At 64.1% G+C, this 16,221-nt stretch carries 14 protein-coding genes; 9 read left to right on the forward strand and 5 right to left on the reverse strand.

Translation table 11 applies throughout. From position 1 onward, the window contains the following. Positions 1-9 precede the first annotated feature (9 nt). Entirely contained in the window at positions 10-1,707 is a 1,698-nt protein-coding gene (gene rpsA, locus RQ479_RS19040; RefSeq protein ID WP_376702202.1) for a 30S ribosomal protein S1, read from the forward strand. 105 nt (positions 1,708-1,812) lie between these two features. Here the strand turns inward: rpsA and RQ479_RS19045 are convergent, their stop codons facing one another. The 3 genes from RQ479_RS19045 to RQ479_RS19055 are packed head-to-tail and all read right to left on the reverse strand — an operon-like array spanning position 1,813 to position 5,003. After that, entirely contained in the window at positions 1,813-2,520 is a 708-nt protein-coding gene (locus tag RQ479_RS19045) for an SDR family NAD(P)-dependent oxidoreductase (RefSeq protein WP_376702203.1), read from the reverse strand. Between the two features lie 57 nt (positions 2,521-2,577). After that, positions 2,578-4,158 carry a 5-guanidino-2-oxopentanoate decarboxylase gene (locus RQ479_RS19050; RefSeq protein WP_376702204.1) on the reverse strand — a complete coding sequence of 527 codons (1,581 nt, stop codon included), beginning with the start codon at positions 4,156-4,158 and terminating at the stop codon, positions 2,578-2,580. Beyond that, on the reverse strand, positions 4,155-5,003 hold the full coding sequence (locus RQ479_RS19055; protein ID WP_376705974.1) for a dimethylarginine dimethylaminohydrolase family protein: 849 nt from the start codon (positions 5,001-5,003) through the stop codon (positions 4,155-4,157). The genes RQ479_RS19050 and RQ479_RS19055 overlap by 4 nt, the downstream gene beginning before the upstream one ends. 217 nt (positions 5,004-5,220) lie before the next feature. Here RQ479_RS19055 and RQ479_RS19060 point away from each other — a divergent pair, with 217 nt between their 5' ends. From RQ479_RS19060 to RQ479_RS19080, 5 genes are all read left to right on the forward strand, one after another. Next, positions 5,221-6,030 carry an ABC transporter ATP-binding protein gene (locus RQ479_RS19060; protein WP_352464465.1) on the forward strand — a complete coding sequence of 270 codons (810 nt, stop codon included), beginning with the start codon at positions 5,221-5,223 and terminating at the stop codon, positions 6,028-6,030. Between the two features lie 51 nt (positions 6,031-6,081). Next, on the forward strand, positions 6,082-6,876 hold the full coding sequence (locus RQ479_RS19065; protein ID WP_376702205.1) for a transporter substrate-binding domain-containing protein: 795 nt from the start codon (positions 6,082-6,084) through the stop codon (positions 6,874-6,876). A gap of 212 nt (positions 6,877-7,088) precedes the next feature. Further along, the gene (locus tag RQ479_RS19070; RefSeq protein WP_352453687.1) at positions 7,089-7,754 is read left to right on the forward strand and encodes an ABC transporter permease; all 666 of its coding nucleotides are present in this window, start codon (positions 7,089-7,091) and stop codon (positions 7,752-7,754) included. Next, entirely contained in the window at positions 7,754-8,578 is an 825-nt protein-coding gene (locus RQ479_RS19075) for an ABC transporter permease (RefSeq protein ID WP_376702206.1), read from the forward strand. Before RQ479_RS19070 ends, RQ479_RS19075 begins: the two co-directional genes overlap by 1 nt. A 113-nt stretch (positions 8,579-8,691) precedes the next feature. Next, entirely contained in the window at positions 8,692-9,693 is a 1,002-nt protein-coding gene (locus RQ479_RS19080) for an Ldh family oxidoreductase (RefSeq protein ID WP_376702207.1), read from the forward strand. A 57-nt stretch (positions 9,694-9,750) separates the two neighbouring features. Here RQ479_RS19080 and RQ479_RS19085 read toward each other — a convergent pair whose 3' ends face one another. Continuing rightward, the gene (locus RQ479_RS19085) at positions 9,751-10,167 is read right to left on the reverse strand and encodes a hypothetical protein (protein ID WP_376702208.1); all 417 of its coding nucleotides are present in this window, start codon (positions 10,165-10,167) and stop codon (positions 9,751-9,753) included. Between the two features lie 98 nt (positions 10,168-10,265). Between RQ479_RS19085 and RQ479_RS19090 the strand changes: the two genes are divergently transcribed. Further along, the gene (locus RQ479_RS19090; protein WP_376702209.1) at positions 10,266-11,240 is read left to right on the forward strand and encodes a complex I NDUFA9 subunit family protein; all 975 of its coding nucleotides are present in this window, start codon (positions 10,266-10,268) and stop codon (positions 11,238-11,240) included. Between the two features lie 27 nt (positions 11,241-11,267). On the opposite strand, the gene RQ479_RS19095 is transcribed toward RQ479_RS19090, so the two are convergent. Beyond that, positions 11,268-12,641: a cytochrome P450 gene (locus RQ479_RS19095; RefSeq protein ID WP_376702210.1), complete on the reverse strand. Its 1,374-nt coding sequence runs from the start codon at positions 12,639-12,641 to the stop codon at positions 11,268-11,270. Positions 12,642-12,825: 184 nt separating this feature from the next. Between RQ479_RS19095 and RQ479_RS19100 the strand changes: the two genes are divergently transcribed. After that, complete coding sequence (locus tag RQ479_RS19100) at positions 12,826-13,428, forward strand: NADPH-dependent FMN reductase (protein WP_376702211.1); 603 nt, start codon at positions 12,826-12,828, stop codon at positions 13,426-13,428. A gap of 25 nt (positions 13,429-13,453) precedes the next feature. After that, positions 13,454-16,120 carry a caspase family protein gene (locus RQ479_RS19105; protein WP_376702212.1) on the forward strand — a complete coding sequence of 889 codons (2,667 nt, stop codon included), beginning with the start codon at positions 13,454-13,456 and terminating at the stop codon, positions 16,118-16,120. Positions 16,121-16,221: the final 101 nt, after the last annotated feature.

Here is a 16,221-nt window from a genome sequence, read left to right on the forward strand (position 1 = left end):
GGAGAAACTATGTCAGTTGCAAATCCCACTCGCGATGATTTCGCGAGCCTGCTCGAAGAATCATTTTCCGCCGGCCATTCCGGCGAAGGCCAGGTCGTCAAGGGCATCATCACTGCCATTGAGAAGGACATGGCTATCATCGACGTCGGCCTCAAGGTCGAAGGCCGCGTGCCGCTGAAGGAATTCGGCGTCAAGGGCAAGGACACGACGCTCAAGGTCGGCGACACGGTCGAGGTCTATGTCGAGCGTATCGAGAACGCGCTTGGCGAAGCCATGCTGTCGCGCGAAAAGGCTCGCCGCGAAGAGAGCTGGGTCCGCCTCGAAGAGAAGTTCACCAAGGGCGAACGCGTCGAAGGCGTCATCTTCAACCAGGTCAAGGGCGGCTTCACCGTCGACCTCGACGGCGCCGTGGCGTTCCTGCCGCGCAGCCAGGTCGATATCCGCCCGATCCGCGACGTCTCACCGCTGATGCACAACCCGCAGCCCTTCGAGATCCTCAAGATGGATCGCCGCCGCGGCAACATCGTGGTGTCGCGCCGCACCGTGCTCGAGGAGAGCCGCGCCGAACAGCGTTCGGAAATCGTACAGAACCTCGAAGAAGGCCAGGTGGTCGAAGGCGTCGTCAAGAACATCACCGACTATGGTGCGTTCGTCGACCTCGGCGGCATCGACGGCCTGCTGCACGTCACCGACATGGCATGGCGCCGCGTCAACCATCCGACCGAAATCCTCAATATCGGCCAGACGGTCAAGGTGCAGATCATCCGCATCAACCAGGAAACCCACCGCATCTCGCTCGGCATGAAGCAGCTCGAGAGCGATCCGTGGTCCGAGATCGGCACCAAGTTCCCGATCGGCAAGAAGATCAAGGGTACCGTTACCAACATCACCGACTACGGCGCATTCGTCGAGCTGGAGCCGGGTATCGAAGGCCTCATCCACGTTTCGGAAATGTCGTGGACCAAGAAGAACGTGCATCCCGGCAAGATCCTGTCGACAACGCAGGAAGTTGACGTGGTGGTGCTCGAAGTCGATCCGGCCAAGCGCCGTATCTCCCTCGGCCTCAAGCAGACGCTGGAGAACCCGTGGCAGGCTTTCGCCAGCAGCCATCCGGTCGGCAGCCAGGTCGAGGGCGAGGTCAAGAACAAGACCGAGTTCGGCCTGTTTATGGGCCTCGAAGGCGACGTGGACGGCATGGTGCACCTCTCCGACCTCGACTGGACCCGTCCGGGCGAGCAGGTCATCGAAGAGTACAATCGCGGCGACATGGTCAAGGCGCAGGTGCTCGACGTCGACATCGACAAGGAGCGCATCTCGCTCGGCATCAAGCAACTGGCCAAGGACACGGTCGGCGAAGCGGCAACTTCGGGCGAACTGCGCAAGAACGCGGTCGTCACCTGCGAGGTTATCGGCGTCAAGGATGGCGGTCTGGAAGTGCGGCTGGTCGACAGCGGCATCGAGACCTTCATCAAGCGCTCCGATCTAAGCCGCGACCGCGACGAGCAGCGCCCCGAGCGCTTCACCGTCGGCCAGAAGGTCGACGCCCGCGTCATCGCCTTCGACAAGAAGACCCGCAAGCTGCAGGTCTCGATCAAGGCGCTGGAAATCGCCGAAGAGAAGGAAGCGGTCGCCCAATACGGTTCGACCGACTCCGGCGCTTCGCTGGGCGACATCCTGGGTGCCGCGCTGAAGAAGCAGGGCAGCTAAGCCAATACCGCGCCTCGCGCGGGTTATAAACGAAACAAAAAGCCCCGCCGGAACGATCCGGCGGGGCTTTTGCTTGTGACCTTTTGCTTGTGACGGACCGCAGGCTCAGGCCCGGCCGTAGAGTGGCACCAGCGTGCCGCTGATGGCCATGTTGGCCGGCGAGGCAAGGTAGGCAATGGCCTCGGCCGCCGCTTCAAGGCTGACCCATCTGCTGAAATCTGCGTTCGGCATGTCAGCACGGTTGGCCGGCGTGTCGAGCGTCGAGGGCGCCACGGCGTTGACCAGGATACCGTTGCCCTTCAGCTCTTCGGCCATCGCCACGGTCATCGCGGCGACCGCCGCCTTGGCCGCAGCGTAGGCCACCTTGCCGGAGCCGCGCCGCGGATCGAGCCCGGCTCGAGCGGTGACATTGACGATGCGGCCCGGCACGGAAGATTCCAGCATCGAGCGTATCGCCGCGCGGCAGCACAGGAAGGTGGTGCGGGCGTTGGTGTCCATCATCTCGGCGAAGGAGGCGGGCTCGATCTTCTCGACCGGCGCGGCGGTGAAGCCGCCGGCCAGATGCACCGATGCCCATAAATCCGGAACGCTGGAATAGAAGGCGTCGACCTTGGCAGGGTCGGCAAGGTCGACATTATGCGCCAGCCTGACGCGGTCATGCGCCGGGAAGGGAAAATGCGCAGGCGCGGCAGCGTGGGCATTGGGCACATGGCAGATCGCGCCCTGCTCCAGCAGTTTTCCTACGACCGCGCCGCCAAGCGCACCGGTGCCGCCGGTCACCACGATATGTCTGCCGTCCAGTGTTTCCGTCATATTCGACCGCTCCGTCATTGCGCGCCGCCGATGCGGAAGGTCGCGCCTTTCGCGCGATCACTCAACCGAAATCTCGATGACGTAAGGTCGTCCAGTCGCCCGCGCGCGCCCAAGCGCGTCCGCTAAGCCGCCGGCGCCGGAAATCCGCTCTGCGGCAATGCCATAGGCTTCGGCCAATTTGCAGAAATCCGGCGGGGCCGGGGAGACGCCGACCGGCTCGACACCGACGTCGAGCATCGAGGTTTCGATCTCGCGGTAGCCGCGATTGTTCCAGACGGCGAAGATCACCGGCGCCGCCGCGTCGAGCGCGGCGCCCAGTTCCGGCAGGGTGAACTGGAAGCCGCCATCGCCGGTGAGGCAAACGACCGGCGCCTCAGGCCTGGCAAGGACGGCACCGATCGCCGCCGGCGGGCCATAGCCGAGCGCGCCGAAGCCGGTGGCGGCGTTGAACCAGCCGCCCGGCCGGTCGTGATCGTAGTAGAGGTTGGCGGCGTAGACCGGCTGGGTCGAATCGCCGACGATGATCGCGCCAGGCAGTGCATCACGGATCGTCTCGACGGCGCGCAATTGCGCCTGCATAGCCGGGCCAATCTCGGCAAAGGCCGCTTGCCGCGTCGCGGCGGCGCGAGCGGCGCCGTCGCCCGATTGCGCCTCGCCCGTGCCGAGTTCGGCATGCAGCGCCTCGAGCGCCGCTCCGCAATCGGCCTGGATCGAAATCCGCGCAGGCCGGCGGGCTAGCTGGTCGGCGCCGATGTCGATGCGGATCAGATTGGCGGGCAGGACAAAACCGCCGTCGCCATAGCCATCATAGTCGGTCGGACCGAATTCGGTGCCGGCGGCAATGACCAGGTCGGCATCGGCCATTAGCGCACGCACCGCCTTCAGGCTGGGGCTGGCCGGCACGCCAAGCGGATGGCGATAGAGCAGGCCGCGCGCATTGGCGGTCTGGACGACCGGCGCTCCCAACCTCTCGGCCAGGCGCTGCAACGGCGCTTCGGCAGCTTTGGCGCCGCCGCCGGCCAGGATAAGCGGCCGGCGGGCAGACGCGCATAGCCTTGCCGCCTCTGCAATCGCCGCCACATCCGGCTCGGGCGGCGCTGAATTCCGCAGCAGCGGCACGATGCCGTTGGCAGGCAGGCTCATGACATCGGTCGGGATCTCGATGTGCACCGGACCCGGACGCGAGGATGAAAACAGCGCAAAGGCACGGGCGAGCACGCCGGGCAGTTCGCCGGCCTCGGTGACACGGTGCGAAAACAGCGCCACCTTCTCCATCATGCCGCGCTGGTCCGGCAGTTCATGCAGATGGCCAAGGCCTTTGCCCAGCGTCGGTGTGGCGTTGACGCCCGAGATTACCAGAATCGGCACCGAATCGGCGCGCGCCTGGCCCATGGCGGTGATGGTGTTAGTCAGCCCCGGCCCGGTGATGACGAAGGCGATGCCCGGCTTGCCGCTGGCGCGCGCATAGCCGTCGGCCATGAAGCCGGCGCCCTGCTCGTGGCGCGGCGTGACGTGACGGATCTTCGACCGCGCCAGCCCGCGGTAGAGCTCGACCGTGTGTACGCCCGGAATGCCGAAGACGATGTCGACGCCGTGCGCTTCGAGCAAGGTGATGAGCGCTTCGCCGATGGTCGTCATTGTCTTAACACCGGGCGTGTGAGGCAAGTCGGGCCGCCCTCGCAGGCAATGCACAGCGCATCGGCCTCGAATGTCGAGACCGTACAGCCAGCGGCCTGCATGGCAGCCGCCGTCTTCGGAAAACCGGCAACGGCGATGACCTGGCGCGGCGCGGTCGGCAGGACGTTCAGGCTGAGCCCGTTCGAGGCGAAGAATTCGTCGGCATCGCCCTCGACCAGCCGAATGCCACGTTCGCGCAGCATCTGATGGAAGGCGACCGGCAGGAGCGGCGCATAGACCAGCGCCAGATCGTCGGCGAGCGGGCTGATCACCGACATCAAGTGCAGGCAGGCCTCCTCGCCTTGCCAGAGCGGCAGGTCGAAGCCGTAGACCTGGATGCCCTTGGGTGAAAGCAGGTTGGAGAGCTGCTGGATGCCGTGCTGATTGGTGCGCACGCCGCGGCCGACGGCCAGCGTGTTTGCATCCACCCACACGCAGTCGCCGCCCTCGACCTGGCCGGGAGCCTCGATACGGCCGAGGACGGGGATGCCCATGCGCCCGTAGGCTGCCTCGTGCAGGCCGGGCTCGGGCCGGCGCAGCGCCTTGCCCATGGCAAGGATGACCGCGCCATGATCGGTCATCAGCGAGGGATCGTGGGTAAAGACCGAATCGGCAAGCCCGTCATCGGCGTCGTTCAGCCATTCGATTTCGGCGCCTGAGGCCGAAATCAGCCTGGCCAACGCTTCATACTGGACCGCCGCTTTTTGCGGGTCGAAGCCGGGACCGTAGTGCCAATCCAGTGCTTTGGCTCGATGCATGGCGCTGGCGGCGGGGCGCATCAGCACACGCTGCAGCGGCCCGGCCATCGACTGCGACCCGTATGCTTTGCCCACTAAATTCTCCTGAAACGCGCCCCTCCTGCCAATAGCCACTCGGCTGGCCGTGATCAATGGTCCAAAAACTGCGGTTGACGGAGGCAAGCGGAACAGTCCATCTTGAGAATCGGAACGCTGTCCAGTGACGGGTAATGGGTAAAAAATTCCAGCAAGAACTGCCTCGGCTGCTCCGCGGGGCACCGCGACGATGACAGCGCCGGCCACCGCCCTGAAGCATACGGCGCAGAACGGCGCTGCCGAAGCCATCCACGTCGAGAACCTGCACAAGAATTTCGGCAAACTGCATGTATTGAAGGGCGTTTCGCTGTCGGCGCGCGATGGCGAGGTGATCGCCATCATCGGCGGCAGCGGCTCGGGCAAGTCGACGCTGCTGCGCTGCATCAACTGCCTGGAGAACCCGACCAGCGGCATGATCCGGGTCAATGGCGAAGAGATTAAGCTGAAGGCCGACAGCTACGGCCACACCGTGCCCGCCGACCGCAAGCAGATCGAACGCATCCGCTCCAAACTCGGCATGGTCTTCCAGAACTTCAATCTGTGGAGTCACATGACGTTGATCGAGAACGTCATCGAGGTTCCCGTGCATGTACTCGGCGTCAAGCGCGATGTGGCGATCGGCGAGGCGGAAAAATTGCTCGCCCGCGTCGGCCTGGCCGAAAAACGCGACGTCTATCCCGCCTATCTGTCGGGCGGCCAACAGCAGCGCGCCGCGATCGCCAGGGCGCTGGCCATCAATCCGCGCGTCATGCTGTTCGATGAGCCGACCTCGGCGCTCGACCCGGAGCTGGTCGGCGAGGTGCTGAAGGTGATCGGCGACCTGGCGCGCGAAGGCCGCACCATGGTGCTGGTCACCCATGAGATGAAGTTCGCCCGCGAGGTCGCGACGCATGTCGTCTACCTCCATAACGGGCTGGTCGAGGAAGAAGGGCCGCCGGAACAGATCTTCGGCGCACCAAAATCCGAAAGGCTGAAGCAGTTCATCCGCAACATCAGTTAAACCGTGGGCGGACGAAAACCGGGAACAACAACAAAACTGGGAGTCATGACGATGAAGATTATTCTCAAAACCGTTGCCGCAGCGCTGCTGCTTGGCGTTACCGCCATGGGCGTGGCCAAGGCCGATCCGGTCAAGATCGGTGTCGCTGCCGAGCCCTACCCGCCGTTCACATCGCCGGATGCGTCCGGCAAATGGGTCGGTTGGGAAATCGAATTCATCGACGCTGTCTGCGCCGAGGAGAAGCTCGACTGCGTCATCACGCCGGTCGCCTGGGACGGCATCATCCCGGCGTTGACGACCAAGAAGATCGACGTCATCGCCAGCTCGATGTCGATCACGGACGAACGCAAGAAGACGATCGACTTCTCCGACAAATATTACAACACCCCGACTGCGATCATCGGGCCGAAGGACCAGAAGTTCGGCTCGACACCGGAGGACCTCAAGGGCAAGATCATTGGCGTCCAGGTCTCGACCGTACACGCCGACTACGCCAAGAAGCACTTCGCTGACGCTGCGGAAATCAAGGAATACCAGACCCAGGACGAGGCCAACCAGGATCTTGCCGCCGGCCGGGTCGACGCGGTGCAGGCCGATTCCATCGCCCTCGACGCCTTCCTGAAATCCGACCAGGGCAAGCAATGCTGCGATCTGAAAGGCATGGTCGCGCCGGATCTGGCCATTCTCGGGCCCGGCGTCGGCGCCGGCGTCCGCAAGGAAGACACCGAGTTGAAGGAAAAGATCAACGCCGGCATCAAGGCCATCCGCGCCAACGGCAAATATGACGAGATTTCGAAGAAGTACTTCGACTTCGACATTTACGGCGCCGACACGCAGTCGAACTGACGACCTCATCCATGAGCGATTAACCACGCGGCCCCGATAGAGCCGCGTGGTTCGTCGAAATCCATCGACGCGAGCTTCCGCGGGCGGAGATCGCCGGCGGTTTTAGCACCAGCAATTCGAGGGCGACGCTGATCGACGCATTTGTTCCGGCTTGGGCCGCCTCTGCCATCGCGCTTCTCTCGCCTGTGCCGCCGGGCTGGGGTGGAACGCTCATCGTTGGGCTGCTCCATACGATCGAGATCGCGGTCGGCGCCACCTGTCTCGGCCTTTTGATCGGCATCGGCGGCGCCTCCGGCAAGCTGTATGGTGGTCCGGTGGTGCGCGATCTCCTGGCGGTCTATACGACCGTCGTGCGCGCCGTGCCGGAGCTGGTGCTGATCCTTCTGCTCTATTACGCCGGCACCGACCTGATCAATCAGATGCTGACGGCAATGGGCTATCAGCGCATGGACATTAGCGGGCTGGCGGCCGGCATTGCCGTGCTCGGCTTCGTCCAGGGCGCCTATTCCACCGAGGTGATCCGCGGCGCGATCCTCGCCATTCCGCAGGGCCAGATCGAAGCCGCGCGCGCCTATGGCATGTCTCCCGGCCTGCTGCTGCGGCGCATCACGCTGCCAGCGATGCTGCCGTTCGCCATACCCGGCCTTGCCAATCTCTGGCTGATCGCCACCAAGGACACCGCCCTGCTGGCGGTCGTCGGCTTTTTCGAGCTGACATTGGCGACACGGCAGGCGGCCGGCGTAACCAAAGCCTATCTGACATTCTTTGTCGCCGCCGGCGCGATCTACCTTCTGTTGACGCTGGTTTCGAATCTGATCATCGGCCGCATCGAGAGCTGGGCCCGCCGCGGCATGCCCTCGCTCAAGGAGGCCCGGTGATGGCTGACCCGGCGATGAGTGGCGAAGCGGCGGCCGTCGAGATAGCCGCACGCGCTTCGCTGTGGCTGAAGCCGCATCGTATCGTGCTGATCCTGATCGCGCTGGGACTGGTTTTGGCGGCGGCTGTCTTCATGCGCTGGGACTGGCTGCCTAAATATTACGGGCTAGGACTGCTCGGCATCTGGCGCGCGCTGTGGATTCTTGCCGTCACCTGCACGCTGGGCTTCCTGCTCGCCGTGCCGCTCGGGCTGGCGCAGGCTGCCGGCTCGTTCTGGTTCGCGGCACCCGCCAAGGTCTTCTGCACCGTCATCAGAGGGACGCCGCTGCTGCTGCAACTCTGGTTGCTCTATTACGGGCTGGGCTCGCTGTTTCCACAATATCCATGGATTCGCGAGTCTTGGATGTGGCCCTATCTGAGGCAGGCATGGCCCTATGGCGTCCTCGGGCTGACGCTGTCCTTCGCCGGTTATGAGGGCGAGGTGATGCGAGGCGCTTTTGCCGGCGTGCCGAAAGGCCAATTGGAAGCCGCCCGCGCCTTCGGCATGAGCCGCTGGAAGATTTTCCAGCGAATCTGGCTACCGCAGGCCTTCTATCGCGCGCTGCCGACACTGACCGGCGAAACCGTGCTGCAGCTGAAATCGACGCCGCTGGTGGCGACCATCAGCGTGATCGATATATTCGCCGTCTCTTCAAAGGTGCGTCAGGATACCTACCTCACCTATGAACCCTTGCTGCTCCTCGCGTTGATCTATATGGCGATCACCGGCATCCTCGTCTTCACGCTAGGCAAGATCGAGACGCGGATTCCGAACAAGATTGGTTAGGTGAAATGGTGAATAGTCAGTAGTGAGTAGCCCGTAGTGGTACCGGCTAAGTCCCATTCATCACTATTCACTATTCACCATCACCATTCCCTCGGATATCCATGGCAATCACAATGCAACTCAGTCTCGACCAGGCGACCGGGCTGTGCCGGATGGCCGCACTTGGCGCTGGCGCCAATGAAGAGGCGGCGCAGTCGCTGGCTGCCTCGATCGTCGCGGCCGAGGCGGAAGGACTGTCGACCGTCGGGCTGTCGCACTTCATCGATTATCTTGAAGCGCTGGAAGCCGGCCGCATAGACGGCAACGCCGATCCGGTGATCACCAGGCCGGCGCTCGCGGTCTATCTCTCCGATGCGCGCAGCGGCTTGGCGCATACCGGTTTCGACCGCACGATCGATGACCTCGCCAAGGCGGCGCGGCTGTTCGGCGTCGCCATCTTTTCGCAGAAGAATGCCTATACGTGCGGCGCGCTCGGCTATTTCACCGGACGGCTGGCCGCGCAGGGATTGGTGTCGTTCGCCGCCACCAACGGCCCGGCCGTGCTTGCTGGCTCGGGCTCGGTCAAGCCGGTCTACTGCACCAACCCGATGTCCTTTGCGGCGCCCGCCGCGGACGGGGCGCCGCTAGTCATCGACCAGTCGTCGAGCGCCACCGCCTTCGTCAACATCCGCAAGGCGGCCGAGGACGGCGAGAAGATCCCCGAAGGCTGGGCACTGGATGTCAGCGGCAATCCGACCACGGATCCGGCAGCCGCCATGAAAGGCGCCATGCTTGCCTTCGGCGGCCAGCGCGGCGCCAACATCGCGTTGATGGTCGAGGTGCTCGCGGCCGGCCTGTCTGGTGCCAACTGGTCGCTCGATGCGCCATGGTTCAGCGGCGGGCCGGACAGTCCGGGGACCGGCCTGTTCGTGCTTGCCGTCGAGCCCAAGCTGCTCGATCCGGACTTCGAAAAGCGGATGAAGGATCAGCTCGACCGGCTGCGGCGGCGCTATGGCGTGCATGTGCCGGGGCGTGCCCGGGCCGAGGCCGCGGAGAAGGCGGCGGCGCGCGGCATAAGCGCTCCGAAAGCCGTCGTGCAGCGCATTTCCGAATTCGCCGCCCGCTATTCGTCCTGAAGAAATTCGTTTATCCGATGAGCGGCTGACGAGGCCGGCCGATCCGGCAGCGCGAGCCTACTTCCCGCAATAATGATCGTTGATGACGTTCGCCGCATTCGCGTCCGGTCCTACCCTGTTGTAGGAGCAGGGTTCGGCGGCCGTCGTGAACAGGTGGTTGTCATAGTAGCGCGGGCCACCGAACAGAATGTCGATGATGTCGCCGTTGGCCGGAACGTAGCGTTCGGGTTGAGCTTGGTGGTGATGCCGGTTTGCCGCGAATGCCGAGGCACCAATGCTGCAGCCTGTTGCGAAAGCCAGAGCGAAGAGCGCAACGCGTTTTGTCGTCATCGGCAATATCCTCCATTCGGAATCAAACCATACATCTAAAACCGGCGACCGAACAAAGGTTCCTGTTCCTAATGGAGTTACCCTAAAGCCGGGCGTCGGCGGGTTTTCTGCCGTTTCGAACGGATACCGGAAATCATGCTTCAACAATGCCGGGCGACCTATGGTCACCCTTTGCCTTTGGCGCGAAACCGACTATGAAACGGCTTCAACCAAGCCATCTGGATAGCCCGCCGGAGCCAGCCATGACCGAAATCCTGCAGACCCCAAAGCTCGTCGTCGTGTTCGGCGGCTCCGGCTTTGTCGGTCGTCATGTCGTGCGGGCGCTGGCCAAGCGCGGCTACCGCATCCGGGTCGCCTGCCGCCGGCCCGATCTCGCCGGTCATTTGCAACCGCTTGGCAATGTCGGGCAGATCCAGCCGGTGCAGGCCAATGTCCGGGTGCGCTGGTCGGTCGACCGCGCCGTGCAAGGCGCCGACCACGTCGTCAATCTGGTGGCAATCGCGCATGAGGCCGGCCGGCAGAAATTTACTGCTGTCCACGAGTTCGGCGCGCGCGCTGTCGCCGAAGCGGCGCGCGCCGTCGGCGCCGGCCTTACCCATATCTCGGCTCTGGGAGCGGATCTCCACGCGCAATCGGACCATGCGCGTACCAAGGCGCTCGGCGAAAAGGCCGTTCTGGAGACGGTCCAAGACGCCGTGATCTTGCGGCCATCGATCAATTTCGGGCCGGAGGACGGTTTCTTCAACCGCTTTGCCAACATGGCCCGCTTTTCCCCAGTGCTGCCGCTGATCGGCGGCGGGCAGACGAAATTCCAGCCGGTCTATGTCGGCGACGTCGCCGAAGCGGTGGCGCACTCGGTCGACGGCAAGGTCCAGGGCGGCCGGATCTATGAACTCGGTGGGCCGCAAGTGCTTACCTTCAAGGAATGCATGCAAGAGCTGCTTGTCATCATCGAACGCAAGCGGTTTTTGCTGCCCGTGCCATGGTGGCTGGCGAACCTCCAGGCATCAATTCTCGGGCTGCTGCCCAATCCGTTGTTGACCAAGGACCAGGTCCTGCTGTTGCGCCAGCACAATGTCGTGTCGGAAGCCGCCGTCAAAGACAACAGGACGCTCGCCGGCCTCGGGATCCAGCCGCGGTCGATCGGAACCATCCTGCCCAGCTATCTCTGGCGCTACCGCGCCGCCGGCCAGTTCCAACGCAAGTCCGCCGCATAATACCGGCGCGAACGGACGTCCGGTTGCCTACGCCGCGCGCCTGGTAACCTGCATCGGCAGCCCGCCTTGCGGCTGCGTCGTCAGCTTCTGCACCGGCCAGGGGCGGGTTTGCGCGGTGGTGTCGAAACGATAGCGCGAAAGCATGATCGCCAACGCGATGATTGCCTCCTGCATGGCAAAGCTGGCGCCGATGCAGACGCGAGGCCCGGCGCCGAACGGCAAATACTGGAAACGATCGATCTTTTCGCGATTCCCCGGATGAAAGCGCTCCGGCATGAAAGCGTCGGGCCGGTCCCACAATTTTCGATGGCGGTGGACGACCCACGGCATCACCAGCACTGCGGCACGTCGCGGTATGTAGAGGCCGTTCCAGGTTTCGGGCTCGATCGGTTCGCGGTTGATCGACGGCGCCGGCGGATAGAGCCTGAGCGCCTCTTCGAAGGCGGCGCGGGTGAGCGGCATGGCGTCGAGCCATTTCGTCGGGTCGGGCTCAAGCGCCAACACCGCATCGATCTCGTGCTCGATCTTTTCGCGCTCCCACGGCGCTTCGGCAAGGCAGTAGAGCGTCCAGCCGAGCGCCCTGGCCGTAGTCTCGTGGCCGGCGCCGATGAAGGTGATGATGTTGTCCTCGACCTCGGCCCGGGTCAGCCCGCCCGGCCCTTCCGCCTTCAACAGCAGCGTGAGAAAATCCTGCGGCACCGTGTCCGGAGCGCGCCTCAGCCGCGCCTCGCGCATCTGCACCGTGTCGGTGACGATCTTGCGGAAGTAGGCCATGGTCTTGCGGCCGCGGATGCGGGTCAGGCGCGGCAGCCAATCGGGTGCCCGCAACAGGTCGAGCGGATCGACCCGACCCATCGTCTCGAACAGGCGGTCGATCTCCTTGGCGAAGCTGCCCGGCTCGCCCGATATCTCGCCCGAAAACAGTGTCTCGGCCAGGATGTCGAAGGTGAGCAGCGTCATGTCGTGGGCGATATCCGACGTGCCACCTTGCTCGTAACGGGTGACGAATTCGAGGGTGCGCCTCAGCATCGGCTCGGCAAAACCGAAGATATGGCGCGGCGTGAACACCGGCGACATCGCCTTGCGCGAACGCCGCCACACCTCGCCCTCGGCGGTCAGCAGGCCGTCGCGCAGGATCGGCCGCAGGATCAGCTGGCGAACCGTCGCCATCTTATAGTTCTTGGCGTTATCGACCAGCACGTGGCGGATGAGACCGGGGTCGTTGGCGATGACCAGCGGCCCGCCGATGCCGGTCACCGAAATCCAGGGCTCGTTGTAGGTCGGCTCCCCCCACAGTTCGAGCGGATTGCGATAGACGATGCGGATCATCTCCAGCGTCGAGGGCGGCGCGGTGCGCGGCTTCGGCGCTGGCGGGACGAAGGGGACGGGCTGACTGTCCATGACTTGCTCCGCTGACACCCCAATGTAGTGGCGGGCAAGGCAGGCGTCCATGTGACCGGACGACAAGGCGAAGCATCCGCTCTCTGGAATGTGACCGGGGCACCGGAAAGTGCCTGCTTGCTGTGTCCGGCTGCGTGTCTTAGGTGGCAGCACCACAGATGCCACTAACCGGCGGGAGCCTGTCTTGAAGCACCAGTTGAACGTCATCATCGGCAGCACGCGGCCGGGCCGCGCCGGGCCGGTTTTCGCAAAGTGGCTGGAGAGCTTTGCGCGCGAACACGGGAAAATCGAGCCGGTGCTCACCGACATCGCCGCCTTCAACCTGCCGGTACTGGACGAGCCGCATCATCCGAGACTCGGCAAATACGAAAACAGCCACACCAAAGCCTGGTCGAAGGCAATCGACGCCGCCGACGCATTCGTCTTCGTGGCGCCGGAATACAATTATTTCGCAGCCCCCGCGATCGTCAACGCGGTCGACTACCTGCTCAGGGAATGGCGATACAAGCCGGCCGCCATCCTCAGCTACGGCGGTGTCTCCGGCGGCTTACGAGCGGCGCAGGCGGTCAAACCGTTGCTGACCGCCGTCGGCGTCATGCCTATTCCGGAGGGCGTGGCGCTGCCGATGTATCAGAAGCTGCTCGACGAGACCGGCGCCTTCCTGCCCAGCGAGCAGGTGCTCGGCGGGGCCAGGACCATGCTGGACGAGCTGTTCCGCTGGAGCGAAGCGCTGAGGCCGATGCGCGCCAGCCAACAACGCGAACGCCCGAGCTCGCCGATGCCATAACTTGCTCATGCCATAAAGAGATGGAATGCTCCGGCAAATGACCGGGCCGGGGCGGTTCGATTTGCGTCTTCTGTTTGCCTTGCTGCTGATCCTCTCGACGGCCTCCGCTGCCGTGGCGGAGCGGCGCGCTGCGCTGGTCATCGCCGAGAACGACTACCGGCTGATCCGGCCGCTCGCCAATCCCGTCAATGACGGCGAGATCATGGAAACGGTGCTGAGGAAGCTCGGTTTCGAGGTCTTCCTTGAAACCAACCGCGACCTGCGGCGCATGCGCCGGGCGCTCGACGATTTCCGCGAGGATGCCAAAGGCGCCGACGTGGCACTGGTGTTCTTCTCCGGCCACGGCGTCGAGATAGCCGGCGAGAATCGGCTCCTGCCGGTCGATGCAGACGCGTCGTCGCTCGCTACGCTGCAAAGGACCAGCCTGCCGCTGGAGGAGATCCGCGCGACCGTCGCCGCCACCAGCAAGGTCGGACTGATCGTGCTCGATGCCTGCCGCAGCGATCCATTCGCGGCTACGGGCGGCGAAGGCCGCGGCGCAATGGCGCTGGTAAAAGAGGTCAGCGACAAGATCCGGCCGGGTCTTGGCCGCATCGGGCGGGCAGAAAACATCCTGTTTGCCTTCTCGGCGGCGCCCGGCGAGACCGCAGCGGATGGGACCGGCCAGAATTCGCCGTTTACCGCGGCGCTGACGAAATACCTCGGCACCGAAGGTCTCGAGATCCGCTCGGTGCTGACGCTCGTGCAGCAGGAGGTCTACGACCTCTCGCGCGGCAGGCAATTGCCCTATGTCGAGAGCGGCCTGCCGCAGCTGTTCTTTGCCGCCTCGGCCAAGGAGAAATTGCCGGAACGCGAACGCCTGCTGCTGGCCATGGCCGAGGTAACGCCCGAGATGCGCGGCGAAGTGGAGAAGATCGCCAGCGACGCCGACATGCCGCTGGCACCGCTCTATGGCGCGTTGATCAGTTCCGATGCCGGCCACCTCTCCGCGGACAGTCTGAACGCCAAGCTGCGTGAGGCAGCCGATGCCTTCGTCAAGGTGCGGAGCGAAATGCAGACGCTTGGCTCCGACGATCTCAGAGTGGCGGCGTTGCGCCGGCAGGCCGAAGAGCAGCTTTCGCTGGGAGCGTTCGATGCGGCCCGCAAAAAGCTTGCCGAGGCAGCGGAGATCGACAATGTCTCGCGCAACACGCTGAAGGCCAATTTCGTCAGCCGCACGCTCTCCGAGGCCGCAACGCGCTATCTGTCCGGCGGGGCGGCGCGCGCCGACCTCGACTACGCCACAGCCATCAAGGATTATCAATCCGTGCTCGCGCTTTATGGCGAAGCCGGGCAGGTGGTGCTGTCGCTGGACGACGCCGACCGCTTGATCCGCACGCTGGACGAGCTCGGCAAGCTCTATACCACGGTCGGCAATATCGATGCGGCCGGCCGCGCCTTCGAGGCGCTGCAAGCCGATCTCGAGCGGCGGTCGCATCATGAAACCGATCCCAACGTGAAGCGCGACTTCGCCGTCAGCCACGTCAAGCTCGGCAATGTGCGGATGGCGCAAGGCAATCTGCCGTCAGCGCTGCAGAATTATGAGACCGCCAGGACCATTCTGCAGGGCCTGACCGAGGCAGAACCGGACAATCTGGAGTGGTTCGGCGACCTCGCCATGGCCGACGACAAGATCGGCAACGTACTGGCGACGCAAGGCGATCTGGCCGGTGCCGCAGAGGTCTACCAGGAAAGCCTGTCGATCAAGAAACAGCTCGCTGCGAGAGAGCCCGACCGTGCCGAACTGCAGCGCGACCTGACCATCACCTACGACGAGATCGGTCACCTTGCCCATGTCGCGGGCCAACTGGACAACGCACAGGCGGCCTATGAAGAGAGCCTGAAGGTGCGGCTGGCGCTGGCGGCGGACAGACCGGGAGACGCCAACCGGCAGCGTGACGTCTCGGTCAGCCACGATACGATAGGCGACCTGCTGCGCGAACGCGGTGACGCCGCCGGGGCGCTGGCGGCCTACAAGGAAGGCCTGGTGATCGTCAAGCAACTGGCGAAACGCGATCCGGACGACACCGAACTGAAACGCGACCTGTCGGTCGGCAACGCCAAGATCGGCAACGCGCTGAGCGACCAGCAGAATTGGCCGGCGGCACTTTCGGCTTATCGTGAGGCACTTTCACAAGCCAGCGCGCTCGCCGCCGGCGACCCGAGCAACACCGATTGGCAACGCGACCTGTCCGTTTGCCTCGAGAAAGTCGCCGGCGTCCTGGCGATACAGGGCGACCACAAAGGCGCACTGAAAGCCTATCTGGACAGTTATGCGATTGCGCAGCGGCTGGCCAAGCTCGATCCCGCCAATTCCGACTGGCAGCGGGACTTATCGATAACGCTGTCCGAAGTCGCCACGCTGCGCCTCAGGCAGCGCGACGTCAGGGGAGCCCGGCAAGCCTTTCAGGACAGCCTGGCCATTCGAGAGAAACTTGCCCGGTCCGATCCGGACAACGCCACCTGGCAACGCGATCTGGTGGTCGCCTATATCGACTACGCGCAAGTCGCAAAGGACCCTAAAGCCGTGCTTTCCAAGGCGCTCGACATGACGCTCGAGCTCGACCGAAGCGGTCGGCTGGCGCCGCGATACAAGTTCATGGTCAAGTTCCTGCGTGAGCGGCTGGCCAGGATCGAAGTCAAGCGCCGGTAGCCGGCCAACGCGACGGTCATTCCGTTCGGAAACGCCTGCAAACCTTGGAAAAACCGCCTTTTGCGCCTATATCTACGACATTAGAAATGCGCGATTCGACG

The organism is Mesorhizobium sp. ISC25 (genome assembly GCF_042295465.1).
GTDB lineage: Bacteria > Pseudomonadota > Alphaproteobacteria > Rhizobiales > Rhizobiaceae > Mesorhizobium.